This is a genomic window from Flavobacterium hauense, assembly GCF_054457175.1.
The window spans coordinates 18,555-33,709 of the sequence record NZ_JBTKVX010000030.1; the positions used below are offsets into that span (position 1 = coordinate 18,555).

General features: G+C 42.3%; 10 protein-coding genes. 1 reads left to right on the forward strand and 9 read right to left on the reverse strand.

Annotated elements, in window-relative coordinates:
• Positions 1–8 precede the first annotated feature (8 nt).
• From ACX0HA_RS16465 to ACX0HA_RS16505, 9 genes are all read right to left on the reverse strand, one after another.
• Positions 9–1,226: a BaiN/RdsA family NAD(P)/FAD-dependent oxidoreductase gene (locus tag ACX0HA_RS16465; protein WP_458846400.1), complete on the reverse strand. Its 1,218-nt coding sequence runs from the start codon at positions 1,224–1,226 to the stop codon at positions 9–11.
• On the reverse strand, positions 1,223–1,909 hold the full coding sequence (locus ACX0HA_RS16470) for a glycerophosphodiester phosphodiesterase (protein WP_458846401.1): 687 nt from the start codon (positions 1,907–1,909) through the stop codon (positions 1,223–1,225). The genes ACX0HA_RS16465 and ACX0HA_RS16470 overlap by 4 nt, the downstream gene beginning before the upstream one ends.
• A gap of 105 nt (positions 1,910–2,014) precedes the next feature.
• Complete coding sequence (locus ACX0HA_RS16475; RefSeq protein ID WP_458846402.1) at positions 2,015–3,163, reverse strand: T9SS type A sorting domain-containing protein; 1,149 nt, start codon at positions 3,161–3,163, stop codon at positions 2,015–2,017.
• An 81-nt stretch (positions 3,164–3,244) separates the two neighbouring features.
• Complete coding sequence (locus ACX0HA_RS16480) at positions 3,245–4,681, reverse strand: alpha-amylase family glycosyl hydrolase (RefSeq protein ID WP_458846403.1); 1,437 nt, start codon at positions 4,679–4,681, stop codon at positions 3,245–3,247.
• Between the two features lie 111 nt (positions 4,682–4,792).
• Positions 4,793–6,631: a glycoside hydrolase family 13 protein gene (locus ACX0HA_RS16485; protein WP_458846404.1), complete on the reverse strand. Its 1,839-nt coding sequence runs from the start codon at positions 6,629–6,631 to the stop codon at positions 4,793–4,795.
• A gap of 108 nt (positions 6,632–6,739) precedes the next feature.
• A complete protein-coding gene (locus tag ACX0HA_RS16490; RefSeq protein ID WP_458846405.1) occupies positions 6,740–9,046 on the reverse strand; it encodes a glycoside hydrolase family 65 protein in 2,307 nt (768 codons plus the stop codon).
• 1 nt (position 9,047) lies between these two features.
• Positions 9,048–9,704: a beta-phosphoglucomutase gene (pgmB, locus tag ACX0HA_RS16495; RefSeq protein WP_458846406.1), complete on the reverse strand. Its 657-nt coding sequence runs from the start codon at positions 9,702–9,704 to the stop codon at positions 9,048–9,050.
• Positions 9,704–11,293 carry an MFS transporter gene (locus ACX0HA_RS16500; RefSeq protein WP_458846407.1) on the reverse strand — a complete coding sequence of 530 codons (1,590 nt, stop codon included), beginning with the start codon at positions 11,291–11,293 and terminating at the stop codon, positions 9,704–9,706. Before ACX0HA_RS16500 ends, pgmB begins: the two co-directional genes overlap by 1 nt.
• Positions 11,294–11,496: 203 nt before the next feature.
• Positions 11,497–12,528, reverse strand: a complete 1,032-nt coding sequence (locus tag ACX0HA_RS16505) for a LacI family DNA-binding transcriptional regulator (RefSeq protein WP_458846408.1) — start codon at positions 12,526–12,528, stop codon at positions 11,497–11,499.
• Positions 12,529–12,755: 227 nt separating this feature from the next.
• Here ACX0HA_RS16505 and ACX0HA_RS16510 point away from each other — a divergent pair.
• Positions 12,756–15,155, forward strand: a 2,400-nt coding sequence (locus tag ACX0HA_RS16510) for a SusC/RagA family TonB-linked outer membrane protein (protein WP_458846409.1), incomplete at its 3' end; no start/stop codon positions are given.

Below are 15,155 nucleotides of genomic sequence, written 5' to 3' on the forward strand. Positions count from 1 at the left end.
AATACTGGCTATTCCCCAACTATGCTTTGGGCAGCAATATAACCCCCGGTCCAGGCATTCTGAAAGTTAAAGCCTCCTGTGATGGCATCAATATTCAATATCTCTCCTGTAAAATAAAGATCTGGAAGCAGTTTGCTTTCCATCGTCTTGAAATTAACCTCTTTAAGGTCTACACCTCCGGCAGTAACAAACTCTTCCTTAAAGGTACTTTTTCCATTTACCTGAAACTGTCCGTTAGTAAGCTGCTGTACTAAAGCCTGCAATTGAGCTTTAGATAAATCAGCCCAGCGTGTTTCAGGCAGAATGCCGGCTGCATTTACAAGACTTTGCCATAAACGGTTTGGGAAATCGTATGGCGAGAATTTAGTCACCGTCTTTTTAGCATTCTCCTGCCTTAATTCTTTCAACTGGTCTTCGCATTCTTCAGCATCAATATCATTCAGCCAGTTGACTTGTAGCGTAAACTGGTAATTCTTACCGAACAGCTCCCTCGCGCCCCAGGCCGAAACACGAAGTATTGCCGGGCCACTCACACCCCAATGGGTTATCAGTAAAGGCCCTGCTGCTTCGAGCTTTGTACCTTTTACTTTTACCGATGCCTGTGCCGAAACACCCATAAGGTCTTTGATCCTTGGGTCTTTAATGTTGAAAGTAAATAATGACGGGACCGGCGATATGATAGTATGACCCATTTCAGCAAGCATATCCCACATCTTAGGATTGCTTCCTGTAGCCATAACCAGTTTCTCTGCAAGGAAAACTTCTTTGTTCGTTTCTATTTTCCAATGCTTTTCATTGTGGTAAAGCGATTGAATGCTCTCGCCCATCAATATCTGGATACCCAGTTTTTTTGAGGCTTCAAGAAAACAGTCTATTATGGTTTGCGAGCTGTCCGTTACCGGAAACATACGCCCGTCTTCTTCAATTTTAAGTTCTACACCATGGCGCTCAAACCACTCGATCGTATCGCCCGAGCAAAAACGGTTGAAAGGGCCTTTGAGCTCTTTCTCCCCTCTCGGATAAAACTTCACCAAATCGTTTGGTATAAAACACGCATGCGTAACATTGCAGCGCCCTCCTCCCGATATACGTACTTTAGAAAGCACTTCTTTTCCTCTTTCCAGTATCGCTATCTTCATTTTCGGATTGGCTTCTGCAATATTTATGGCTGTAAAAAACCCCGCAGCACCACCACCTGCTATAACTACATCAAAACTTTTACTCATAATAACTCAGGAAAATCAGATATTATACCATCAACATTATAGGTTTTTATGCGTTCAATATCTTCGGCATCGTTTATAGTCCATGTATATACTTTAAGCCCAGCCTGCTGTGCTTTTTTCACATTGCTTTCCGTAAGCAGCGAATAGTGTGGGTGTATGGCTTTTGCCGAAAACTCCTCTGCCCACTCCCATGCCTGGGTAACACTGGCCTGCGTTAATATACCAAGCGGTATATTTTTATTGATCTCACTCATTATTTGCAGCTCTTCACGCTGAAAGCTCGACACTATGAAATCTTCATATTTCCAGCCTTTTTCTTTTACATACTTATCAATAAAGTCCGACACGGGTTTTGCCGTATGGCGGCCTTTCATTTCAACATTCACCAGGCATTTTCGGTTTACCAGTGCCAGTACCTCATCAAGCAACGGAATAGTAAACTGCCCTTCAACAGACAGCTTTTTCAGTTCGGCCAATGTCATTTTGTGTACTTCGCCGGTGCCATTTGTTGTACGGTCTACGGTAAAATCGTGTATGACTACCAACTCTCCCGTGGCAGCAACATGCACATCCAGTTCAATACCGTCAACACCCATTTCGAGTGCTTTTTGAAACGAAGCCAGGGTATTTTCAGCCACATGGCCTTTGACTCCCCGATGCCCTATTTTTAATACTGCCGCCATAGTGAATAGATTTTTTGTAAAGATACAGAGATTTGAATGACACCCACACAAATAAAAAAGCATCCGCCACGGCGGATGCTTTTCGCATTTATGAAAAAGAAAAAACTATTTTCTGATAATTTTTACGGTCTTAGCCGTAGTACCCGAAGTCAGTTTTGCAAAATACATTCCCGGAGCAAAACCTTCGGCATTTACAATTGCTTCTGAAGCATAAACCTGAGAAGCATAAACTACTTTCCCAGTTAGATCAATAATATCAATACGGTCAATCATGACATTGTTAGTCATAAAAATCCATTGGTTTTGTGTAGGATTAGGATACACCGAAATTGCATTAGCTGCAAATTCTTCAACTCCTGCTGTAGGCGTACTAAATGTGTAAATACCTGTTTCCCTATTAAAGGCTACATCCCATGCGCCTGCCGTTACCGGAATATTTGGCGCAGCACCGTCAGTAGACCCCGTTCCTGAAGGGAATTCTGTACTTCCCCATCCCGGAGTATAATCGTGATTCTGTCTGAATTTAACCTCTCCGCCCGGGAATGTAAAATTAGAAAGCGTATAATTTACACCATCTACACTCGCTAAGTCGGTATCGGTATTCCAGTCTACAATACCGGCACCAACAAGGCTTATAACAACAAAGTCAAAACTGTAGGCTTTAGTTTCTAAGTTGAAAGTAATATTATACATATTGGCAGGCACCGTTATATGGCCGCCCTGTACCGCAGTGCCTGAAGGGAATGCCGTATCGCCCCAATCGGCACCATCTATATTAAATGAGACAGTAGTTTCCGGCACAGTAGCACTCTTTGCAGAATAATGCACACCATCTGCACTCGAAAGGTTAATAGCAACGCCTTCGCCTCCCATTGTAACTTCGGGAATTTCAATTCCTATAGGCACAAAGCTATAAGCAAGTGTCGACAGGTTAAATGTAACATTATAGGTCCCGTTGGTTGCCGGAATGTTGGCTCCGTTTAAAGAAGCAGTTCCCGAAGGGAAACCTGAACCTCCCCAGTTGGTTGTCCAGGCATCATCCTGCCTGAATTTTACACCGGGGTCGCTGTCCGGCACTGTAATAACTACATTTTCCAGCGTATAAACTACACCGTCCGTGGTTACCATATCGGTATCAGCCCCCCATCCTGTAGACGTAGAGCCTCCCAATATGCCAATATTTGCAAATTGGGCCGACATCATTGCAGTACCCGCCAAGAATACTGCACAAAACAAAAGTAATTTTTTCATCATCTAAAAAATTTTTTAAGTTAACAATTGGTATTCAAATGGCAGGCCCGTCAAGAAATGCCGACAGGCCTGTTTATTATAATATTATTTTACTAGCACCCAATATTCCCAAGGCCTGAAGCTAAATTGCTGGCCTTTGGCAAGGGTTGTTTTTTGTCCGTTCATATAGTTGGTATATTCACCCTCAACCTGAGTGGTAAATGTTTGCGCTTTAGCCGAAAGATTAGCGATGTAAATCACCCTGTCTTTACCATTCTCCCTTTCAAAAGCAAGGATGTTTGCATCAACAGATGTACCGATTCTGTTATAGGCAGCAGGGTTTTTTCCGCCATTAAGCGCCGGATTAATATTTTTCAGTTTGCCCAGCTTTTCATATACCGGATACATTTTGCCTTTTTGTTTTGTTATTTCATCCTTCTCGAAGAATTTGAGGCGGCGCTTAAAGTCATATTCCTGACCGGTGTAGATAAGCGGCATACCGGGTGCGATATAGGTCAAAGCTGCAAAAGCCTCTGCTCCGTCGCCCATTCTCTCATACTCGGTACCGTTCCATGCATTCTCATCATGGTTAGATGTAAAGTTCATCCAGATATCTTGTTTTTTGAATTCTTTGGCTCTTTTAGCAACCAGTTCATCCCAGTCCTTCACGGTCTTTTTGCCTTTGGCAATATCATTCATCAAATGATGTGCAGGCCAGTTGTAACCCATATCAAACAATCCATTGAACAAATATGGCTTTTCCGATTCCATCAGCATGAAAACAGGCTTAACGTCTTTAAGTTTTGGGATTGTATACTGCCAGAATTCAGTAGGTACATTATCGGCCACATCACAACGGAAACCGTCTACTCCCTGCTCTTTAACCCAATATAACATTTCGTTTTTCATAGGCTCATATAATACTTTACTTGTATAATCAAGGTGGGCAACATCGGTCCAGCCCCAGCTTTTTCCTGTCTCAGGATTTAGCGGATCGGTAACTTCGCCTTTTGCATTTTTATGATAGTATTCCGGATGCTCCGTAATCCATTTATGATCCCATCCTGTGTGATTGGCGACCCAGTCAAGTATCACATAAATACCATTATCATGGGCCGTTTTTATCAATTTCTGAAAATCGGCCTCAGTCCCTAGGTCAGGGTTAATCGCTGTGTAATCAGATATTGCATAATAGCTGCCAAGGTATTTTTTACGCTCTTCTGGATCTTTGATATCCTCAACCGACAAATCTCCTGTTGCCTTCCTGTTTTTCATTGACACAGGATATACCGGCATAAGCCAAATCACTTTTACACCAAGACCTTTTAATTGCGGAATATCTTTGGTAAACGCATTAAAAGTACCTTCAGGCGAGTAGTTACGGATATTAGCCTCATAAATCACGGCATTTTCCATCATGGCATCGCTTACGGGTGCCAGCGTTTCCGTGTGGGTGGTCTCTTTTGATTCAGCAGCTTTTTTATCGTCTTTACAACTGATGAAAGCCGTAAGTATCGTAGCTAAAAGAAGCGTTTTTTTCATATCTGTTTTCTTTAATTTTTTAAACCACAAAGTGCTCTAAGATTTTTCACTAAGACCACAAAGCGTTGTGAACATTGTGCCTTCTTTGTGTCCTTTGTGGTTAAACATTATTTATTTAAGTTCCAGTACCAATGCCGATTTCGGCTCCATAGTAACATCGCCTTTTACATTAACCGATTTACCGGTTACAACATCTGTACCCGATGTGTAGTTTTTCAGGCTTTCGCCAAAACGTGCCGTACCAAAAGTTTTTGCTTCGTTACTATTATTGATGATCACCATAACAGATTCCTTATCATTGTACCTGAAGTACACATACACATTATCATGCGGCAGGTAGTGCATCATTTTCCCGTTATGGATAACAGCTGCACCTTTTCTCCACGTAAATAGTTTTGATGTAACCTCAAAGAATTTCTGCTGTTCGGCAGTACGACCTGCTTTCGTAAAGGCGTTATTGCTGTCACCAGACCATCCGCCCGGGAAGTCCCTACGGATATCAGCATCGCCTTTTCCTTTATCACCGGCCATGCCTATCTCGCTTCCGTAATACAATTGCGGGATACCCCTTACCGTAGCAAGTATGGTCATAGCCATTTTATACTTATTGAAATCGCCTTTATAGATCTCATTAAAACGGCCTGTATCGTGGTTCTCGGCAAACGTGAGTATGTTGTTGATGTTCGGATATAAAAAGTCATTGGTAAAGTTGTCATATACCTTTTGCATTCCCTTATCCCAATCTGTCCTGTCTTCATTGAAAGCACTGCCTAAAGCATCATGAAGGGTAAAATCCATCACGCTTGGCAGGTTAGAGTTATAGCTTTGTATCGCAGCGATCTTACTGTCCTTCTGCCAATAAGCCATCTGTGCCTGATCGTGCATCCACACCTCACCCACAATATTGAAATAAGGATATTCATCGGTTATGGCTTTAGTCCATTTCGCAATACCGGCTTTGTCGTTATACGAGTATGTATCTACACGGAAACCGCCCAGATCGGCATACTCAATCCACCATATCGCATTTTGCGTAAGGTAATTCAGCACCAACGGATTACTTTGGTTTAGATCGGGCATTGACGGCACAAACCAGCCATCCATACATTGTTTAGTGTCAACTTTAGACGCATTGGGGTCAAACTGTGTCGTCATACGATAGTTTGACTGCGAATACCCCGGGAATTGGTGTACCCACTCATAGGTAGGCAGGTCTTTGTACATCCAGTGTTCAGCGCCCCAGTGATTGGTTACATAATCCAGAACCAGCTTCATGCCGCGCTTTTTCAGCTCAGCCGAAAGGCGCACATAATCTTCATTAGTACCGTAGCGAGGGTCAATTTTATACACATCGCTTTGGCCATATCCATGATAGGAATGCTGTTTATCGTTATCCTCACATAGCGGAGTACTCCATAAGGCAGTAGCCCCAAGTTCCTGTAAATAATCAAGGTTTTTAATGATTCCTTCAATATCACCTCCATGACGTCCTCCAGGATTGTTACGGTCGGCTTTTTCAGTAACTGATTTATCCGAATCATTGTTTGGGTTTCCGTTTGCAAAACGGTCGGGCATGATAAGGTACATCATGTCAGACGAATCATAACTCTCCCTTTCCGCCGATCCTGCCTTACGCTGTTTCAGCGAATATTTCTGGCTAAAGGCAGTTTTGGTCTTATCCTTAAACGAGAAAGTAAGTTCCTGTGCCGGTATATTTTTAGTGTCTATGGTTACAAACACATAGTTCGGGTTTTCAGTTTTAACCACATTGGTAATCACAACATTATTGGACACCGATGGCGCATATTTAGCAATATCCTTACCATAGAACATGATCTGCAGTTCAGGATTGTGCATTCCAGCCCACCAGAATGGCGGCTCAGTTTTTTGTATCTGTGCAAAATTCACACCCGATACGAACAGCAATAAAAGACTAAGTAGTTTTTTCATTTTTTGTTGTTTTTTTCCTCAGCCCACCCCCCTTTCCTTTGGAGAGCGATTGGGGTGAGGACAATTAAAAAACCTACAAGGTCTCAAAGACCTTGCAGGTTGTAAAATTTATACAGTCACCAGTTTATTTGGCTCTACAGTTACAGCTTTTCCGTTTACATAAACGGTTAGTGGCTGCGTACCTTCCAGGGTAAACTTCGTTTCGCCCGGGTGAATCGAAATCTCTAACACCTGGTTCCTGAAATTGATCTTGAATGAATAACCTTCCCATTGTTGCGGTATCCTTGGTTCAAAATGAAGTGTGTCATCCTTAACTCTCATTCCGCCAAAACCTTCTACGATGCTCATCCATGTACCGGCCATACTGGTAATGTGACAGCCTTCCTCTACCTCTTTGTTGTAATCATCAAGGTCAAGGCGCGATGTCCTCAGGTAAAAAGTATATGCCTGCTCCATCCTGCCCAAAACAGCAGCCTGTATAGAATGTACACATGGCGACAGTGACGATTCATGTACCGTTAACGGTTCATAGAAATCAAAATGCTGTTCTAATTGTTCTCTTGTAAAATGATCTTCGAAGAAGTAAAAGCCCTGAAGTACGTCAGCCTGCTTTATATATGGCGAACGCAGTATCCTGTCCCAAGACCATTTCTGGTTTATCGGGCGCTGGCTACGGTCAAGATCGGCTACTTTTACAAGTTCCTTATCAAGGAAACCGTCCTGCTGCAGGTATACTCCAAACTCTTCCGAGTATGGAAAATACATGTTATCAGCTACATTTTTCCACTTTCTTATCTCTTCAGCATTTAAATTGGCCTTTGCCATAATGCGGTCGTGATCGGCAGTAAATTCATCCTTAACTTTTGCCAGCTGCTCAACAGTATAGTCAATACACCATTTAGCGATATAGTTGGTATAGAAGTTATTGTTTACGTTGTTCTCATATTCGTTAGGCCCTGTCACACCAAGTATAACATACTGGTTCTTCATTGCCGAGAATGTAGCCCTCTGATGCCAGAAACGCGCGATACCTATCAGCACTTCAAGTCCTTTTTCAGGGATATAGCTGTAATCTCCGGTAAAACGGTAGTAGTTGTAAATAGCAAAAGCAATAGCCCCATTACGGTGAATTTCCTCAAAAGTGATTTCCCACTCGTTGTGGCATTCTTCGCCATTCATGGTCACCATCGGGTATAAAGCTGCACCGTTGGTAAAACCAAGTTTAGCTGCATTCTCAATAGCTTTATCGAGTTGATTGTAGCGGTAGGTAAGCAGGTTACGCGCCACCTGTTGGTCTTTGGTCGCCATGTAGAATGGTATGCAGTAGGCTTCGGTATCCCAATAGGTACTTCCTCCATATTTCTCTCCGGTAAATCCTTTAGGGCCAATGTTCAGCCTTGGATCTTTACCCAGATACGTCTGGTTTAGCTGAAAAATATTGAAACGGATTCCCTGTTGTGCCTTCACATCGCCTTCAATGGTAATATCTGCCATTTCCCAGATGGCAGCCCAAGCCTGTTTCTGCTCTTCTAAAAGAGCATCATAACCTTTGGCTTTTGCCGAAGCGATTACGCTTTTAGCTGCATCAACCAACTTATCGTTAGCGTGGTTTAGCGAAACGGTATAACCGCCAAACTTAACTATCGAAGCTGTATCGTTCGGGTTAGCCTCTATAGTGTAGCTGAAAGTTATTTTATCTATTGTTTTCTCAACATCAGTTGGAAGCACTTCAGCATCCTTGCCATTAAGCACTATGCTGTTATGCATATAGGTCGCCACATTAAAATGCGTCTTGAATGTTCTTGCGGTTAAAAAAGCTTCATTACCGTTGCATTCACCATCAAGAGGCTCCCAAAATTTCTCTTCCCAGTTGGCATCTTCGTTATGCACACCCGCATCTATGTATGGGCTAAAAGTTATCTGTGCCGCCCTGTTAAGCGGGGTAACCTGGTAATTGATTACGCCAAGCTCATCAGATACTAACGAAAGAAAACGTGTTACATTGACTTTAACCTCAGTTCCGTTTTGCAGCACAGCTTCAAAAGAGCGGTTGTACCAACCCTCCTTCATATTAAGCTCACGCTTAAAATTCTTAACCGAACAGGTGTTCAGGTCGAGCACCTCATCGTTAATGGTAATATTTATGCCTATCCAGTTGGGTGCGTTAAGCACTTTTGCAAAATATTCGGGGTAGCCGTTTTTCCACCAGCCCACTTTAGTTTTATCGGGGTAATAAATACCTGCTATATAGCTTCCCTGAAAGGTATTACCTGAATAGCTTTCTTCAAAATTGGCACGCTGCCCCATGGCACCGTTACCAATACTGAATAAACTCTCCGAAGATTTTACCCTTTCTGCATCAAATCCCTCTTCTATTACCGACCAATTATCCGGTACTATATAATCCTGGTTCATCTTATTTATTGACTAATGTTTGTAAAAAATCAGTATCTATTTCTGTAAAATCGTTGAAGTTGTATTGGGCTTCGTTAAGTGTTTTGGCATCGCCTATGCCTATGCTCACCATACCGGCAGCATTGGCTGCCTGAATGCCTGCAACAGCATCTTCAAATACAACCGATTCGTTTGCCGGAATATCCAGCAGTTGCGCCGCCCTTAGAAAAACCTCTGGGTCGGGTTTTGCATTGGTGACATCGTTACCATCTACAATAGCATCAAAAAAATGAAGCACCCCTACTTTTTCAAGTATAGGTCTTGCATTTTTACTGGCAGAACCAAGGGCTATCTTCTGCCCTTTATCTTTTAAATACTGAAGCACTTTTACCACATCCGGAAGAATTTCATCCTCCTTCATGTGCAGGATGTAGCTCAGGTAATCTTCGTTCTTTTCAACCAGCCATTTGTCTTTGTCCTCCTGAGAGGCTTCTACATTGCCTAATCCCAGGATAATATCCAGCGAACGTATGCGGCTTACGCCTTTGAGCAGTTCGTTATGCTCATGTGTGAAATCTATACCCAAACGGTTGGCTATCTTTTGCCATGCCAGATAATGGTACTTGGCAGTATCGACAATAACCCCGTCCAGGTCGAATATAAATGCTTTTGGATTCATTATGATTTTTGATTGATGTTGATGTTTGCCCTGTCGTTAACCAGCAATGCCATTATACCTGCCACAACCATAGACACACCTCCGATTAGAAGTGCATAAACAGGCTCGTTATTAAAGAAGAACGACACCAAAAAGCCTAAGATCGATGCAGCCAGCAACTGCGGTATCACAACAAAGAAATTGAATACGCCCATGTAGTAGCCCATTTTTGATGCCGGCAGCGAACCGCTAAGCATTGCAAACGGAATAGAAAGTATGCTGGCCCAGGCTATGCCCACACCCATCATACTCAGGTCGTACATGTAAAAAGTAAAATTGAAATAGTTCTCCGGAGAACCTATTCTGAAAAGAACATCGTTAAATGTTCCCGAATTCCCTAAAAAGTAGATTGACGCAAGTCCTATACCTCCCGCTGCAAGTGCCAGGAAGTGTGTGAATTTACGGCTGGTACGTTTAGCGATAAGCGGTAAAAGAAAAGCTGCAAGGGCTCCCACAAGGTTATAATTGGCAAACATTTCGTTAACCACATTAGCACCTGTATTGTAAGCGACCGATGTGGTATCTGTTGTTTTAAAAATGTGCTCGGTAACGGCTCCCGTGGTGTAAATCCACATAGAGAACAGCGCAAACCAGGTAAAGAACTGCACTACGGCAAGCTGTTTCATTACATTAGGCATAAACTGAAAATCGTTCATGATAGTAACGAAACCATTGCGGTAATTTCCTTTTTTCTGGAATAATCCCGAAACAATCAACGCGACACCCCCCATACCGATAAGGCCTATGGAAAGTACATAAAGATCTTTTTTAAGCTGATTTTCGATAATGATCCATGTAAAGATCACACCAATAAGAAGCGTAATGATACCTATCAAAAGATGCCTGTTTCCGTTAGCGGTAAACCAGGAAGCAGGACGTTCTTCGGTATGGTATTCATCGCTTTCTGCCTTTTCAAAAGCTTCAAGCTCTTTAGGAGAATATTCCTTTGTCGTAAAAATGGTAACCAATACCGTAATGATAAATGCGGCGCCGCCTATGTAAAACGAATACTTTACCGAATCGGGTATCTGTCCCGCCGGAGCCACATTGCTCACGTTGTAGTATGTCAGGATGTTTGGAAGTTTCGAAGCGACATAAGCACCTAACCCAATGAAAAAACTCTGCATGGCAAAGCCTCTGGTACGCTGCCTGTCATTAAGCATATCTCCCACAAAAGCCCTGAAAGGCTCCATAGTAATATTTATCGAGGCATCAAGCATCCACAACATCCCTGCCGCAAACCACAACGAAGGTGAATTCGGCATAATGAATAATGCTATTGAAGCCAGCAATGCACCCATTAAAAAATAAGGTTTCCTGCGGCCAAGCTTTGTCCAGGTACGGTCACTAAAATATCCGATAATAGGCTGGACGATCAGTCCGGTGAGGGGAGCAGCTACCCATAGCACAGGGATGTCGTCAATTTCGGCACCCAATGTCTGGAATATCCTGCTCACATTGGCGTTTTGCAATGCAAAACCCATTTGAATTCCCAAGAAACCGAAACTCATGTTCCAGATTTCCCAGAAACCTAATTTACGCTTTTCCATTATCGTATTTTAATGGTTATTAATTACGATAAGCGCGATATGTGCTTATCAAAAACTTATGGTTGAAAGTGAAGTATAAGCTTTGATAATCAACACAAAGATAATTGTTTTTTAATCTGAAAAACATTTGACTCAAAAAAAAATCCGGCTTTATGGCCGGAATATATTTTTTAAACATCTGAAAACAAAGACTTTATTAGCAACTACAACGTTGACGTAGATTCTCTCTCAACCAGGTGCGTATCAATCAATTCGGTGCGGTATTGCTCGTTTCCATCCTCTTCCTCCTCCATTTCAAGGCGTTCGATAAGCATTTTGGCGGCGCGGCCTCCCATTTTTATACCATTCTGGCTCACCGTGGTGATGCTTGGTGTAGAGAATTGCGAAATGATACCATCGGTAAATCCGATGACTGAAATATCATCCGGCACTTTTAGCCCCATTTTATTAGCCAGTTTTATTGTAGTAACTGCAAATAGCTCATTAACCGCAAAGATGGCATCAGGCTTATTGTTCAGCAGCATTTTTTCAATTTTGGCAGCACAATTCTCTATGTCTTCGATCTTTACCATTATGTTTTCATTGATAGGCAGGTCGTGATCGTTAAGGGCATTTACATAACCTTCGGTACGCAGCTTGCCTACGCTTACATAGTCTACAGTGGTAACAAGACCTATATTTTTAAATCCTTGTTTCACAAGAAACTCAACAGCATCATAAGCCGCCAACTGATCGTCTATAATTACCTTATCGCAAAGCACATCATTGGTTATCCTGTCAAACATAACAACGGGCATTCCCTGATTGATAACCTCCTGGATATGGTGAAAGTCTTTTTTGAGTTGTGTTTCTTTAGAAAGCGACATGATAAAGCCATCGGTACTGCCATTGGCAAGCATCTCCATATTGATTACTTCTTTATCGAAAGATTCGTCTGAAAGGCAGACGATTACATTGTATCCGTTCTCGTTCGCAACCTGTTCTATACCACTGATAACAGTCGCAAAAAAGTGGTGAACTATCTCCGGAATTATAATCCCGATGGTTTTGGTTTTCTTGTTTTTAAGGCTAAGGGCAATATTGTTTGGCTTATAGTTATACAGTTTTGCAAAAGCCTGCACTTTCTGTCGGGTATCCTCGCTTATCTCTATACTGTTCCTCAATGCTTTAGACACTGTAGAGATAGAAACATCAAGTTCTTTTGCAATCTGTTTTAAGGTTACTTTTCTTTTCATAAAATCATGTTAAAGTATGGTATTGGAAATAAAGATAGGTGATAATTTTATTAGTAACAATTATCCTACTGGAATTCTGCAAAATATAGAAAGTTTTCAACACGCAAACGTTTTCGGCCACCCGAGAATACGAAAACGTTTTTTTCATAGAAGAATTTACATAATTTTAACATTGAAAGTGAATTATAAGCAAGTACAAAACCCAAAATTAACCCTAAACAACTTGTATGAAAACAATCTACACAAAGTTATTGCTTTTACTGCTTTTGTTGCCCTTTACCGCTCTCGCACAGAGCACTTTAAAGGGTATCGTTAGCGACGCTGCATCGGGACAGCCCATACCCGGCGCAAACGTTATAGTAGAAGGAACTTCTAATGGCACTTCCACCGATATGGACGGTAACTTTACCTTAACCAATGTTAAGTCAGGTGACCGCATTGTGGTAAGCTTTATCGGCTACACAAATCAGGTGGTAGAATACAGCGGCCAGGCCAGCCTGAATATCTCGATGCAGGAGGATGCAACGCAGCTTCAGGAGGTTGTAGTTATCGGTTACGGTACTACAACGAAAAAGGACGCAACAGGCGCCCTTACAAGCATTACCGCCGAACAATTTAACAAAGGACCCGTAGTAGGAGCGGAACAGCTTATACAGGGGCGTGTTGCCGGTGTTCAGGTAATTACTGCCGGAGGTGAGCCGGGCAGCGGTTCTCTTGTGAGAATCAGGAGCGGTGCATCATTAACTGCCAACAACGACCCATTATACATTATAGATGGTGTACCGGTAGATACCAGCGGAGGTAGCATTAAAGGTGGAAGAAACCCTCTTGCCAATGTTAACCAGAATGACATTGCCAGCATGACTGTATTAAAAGATGCGGCAGCATTGGCTATCTATGGTTCACGTGCATCAAACGGTGTGGTAATAATTACTACTAAAAAAGGACAAAGCGGCGAAATGAAAATAAGCTACAACGCCAATTTCCAGATAAACGAAGTGGTTAAGACCGTAAATGTAATGAACGCCAACCAATACCGTGCCTTTGTTAATGAACACGGATCGGCTGCCCAGGTAGCCCTTCTTGGAACTGCAAACACTAACTGGCAGGATGAGATTTACAGAAATTCTTTTGGTACTGACCATAATGTAGCCCTTTCCGGTGGTACAGATAACATCGTATACAGAGCCTCAATGGGGTATACTAACATTGGTGGTATCCTTGAAAAAGACAACTTCCAGAGAACATCGTTATCTGCAGGTTTAGTTGGTAATTTCTTCGACAGGCACTTAAAAGTTGAAGTAAACAATAAAACGGCTATAATGGACAACAACAATAGCGAGAAAAGTGCTATTGGTGCTGCTATAGCTTTCGACCCCACACAACCTATCCGTCAGGATAATGCATGGGGCAACTATTTCCAGTGGGCAACTAATGGCGTTCCGGAAGTAAACGCAAGCAGGAACCCTATAGCTTTCCTTAACCAGAAACATAACTTTGGTAATACTTACAGAAGTATAGGTAATGCCCAGTTTGATTATAAAATCCACGGGTTTGAAGACCTTAAGCTTGTAGCTAACTTTGGTTATGATTTTATTGAAGGCCGCGAGTATGGCAGTACCGATATTAATTACGTTTTTGCAGGAGACGCAGGAGATAATTACGAGAACAGGGAAACCAAAAAGAATAAAGTAATGGACCTGTATGCTAACTACAGTAAGTATTTAGAGGCTATCAAAACTAACATCGACGTAACAGGTGGTTACAGCTACCAGGATTTCAGGTATGAAGGAAGCAACTATACTTACGACTACGCCAATGACGTAACAAACTTTGGCAACCCATACCGTGAGCGCGTGAACCTTCAGTCTTATTTTGGCCGTGCAACGTTTACTATTGACGACAAATATATCCTTAACGGATCATTCAGGGCAGACGGTTCTTCTCGTTTTACAGAAGAAAACCGTTGGGGCTATTTCCCTGCAGCAGCAGCAGCATGGAGAATCAGTCAGGAAGAATTCCTGGCTAACAGCAATGTTGTTAGTGATATTAAGCTTCGAGCTAGCTGGGGTATTACCGGCCAGCAGGAAATTGGCCCCAGATATCCTTCGGTACCATTATACTCAGGATCTACAAACACTGCTCAGTACCAGACAGGTTATGATGTCAATGGAAACCCGGTTTTTGAAATCACTTACAGGCCTCTTTCTTACAACAAAAACCTTGTATGGGAAGAAACAGAGACATTGAACTTTGGTATAGATTTCGGTTTCCTTAAAGACCGTATTACCGGTAGCGTAGATTACTACAAACGTAAAACAAATGACCTTATCGTAGAAGCACAAAACCCTCAGGGTGTTAACTTCTCTAACAGGGCATTCTACAACATTGGCGATATGGAAAACGAAGGTCTTGAGCTAAGTCTTGATGTATATCCTGTTAAGACAGATGATATTACGTGGAGAGTTGGTGGTAACATTACCTTCCAGAAATCAGAGATAACTAAACTTACTACAAGCGATGTTCCCGGATTCCAGGGATATGATGTAGGGGGTATTACCGGTGGTACAGGTACATTAATACAAAACAACCAGGTGGGTTTTGCTCCAAACGCTTTCTATGTACTG

Excerpts from the sequence above, each read along its gene's own strand:
- ACX0HA_RS16465 (WP_458846400.1), bottom strand. The coding sequence starts at position 1,226 with ATGAGTAAAAGTTTTGATGTAGTTATAGCAGGTGGTGGTGCTGCGGGG.
- ACX0HA_RS16470 (WP_458846401.1), bottom strand. The coding sequence starts at position 1,909 with ATGGCGGCAGTATTAAAAATAGGGCATCGGGGAGTCAAAGGCCATGTG.
- ACX0HA_RS16475 (WP_458846402.1), bottom strand. The coding sequence starts at position 3,163 with ATGATGAAAAAATTACTTTTGTTTTGTGCAGTATTCTTGGCGGGTACT.
- ACX0HA_RS16480 (WP_458846403.1), bottom strand. The coding sequence starts at position 4,681 with ATGAAAAAAACGCTTCTTTTAGCTACGATACTTACGGCTTTCATCAGT.
- ACX0HA_RS16485 (WP_458846404.1), bottom strand. The coding sequence starts at position 6,631 with ATGAAAAAACTACTTAGTCTTTTATTGCTGTTCGTATCGGGTGTGAAT.
- ACX0HA_RS16490 (WP_458846405.1), bottom strand. The coding sequence starts at position 9,046 with ATGAACCAGGATTATATAGTACCGGATAATTGGTCGGTAATAGAAGAG.
- pgmB (WP_458846406.1), bottom strand. The coding sequence starts at position 9,704 with ATGAATCCAAAAGCATTTATATTCGACCTGGACGGGGTTATTGTCGAT.
- ACX0HA_RS16500 (WP_458846407.1), bottom strand. The coding sequence starts at position 11,293 with ATGGAAAAGCGTAAATTAGGTTTCTGGGAAATCTGGAACATGAGTTTC.
- ACX0HA_RS16505 (WP_458846408.1), bottom strand. The coding sequence starts at position 12,528 with ATGAAAAGAAAAGTAACCTTAAAACAGATTGCAAAAGAACTTGATGTT.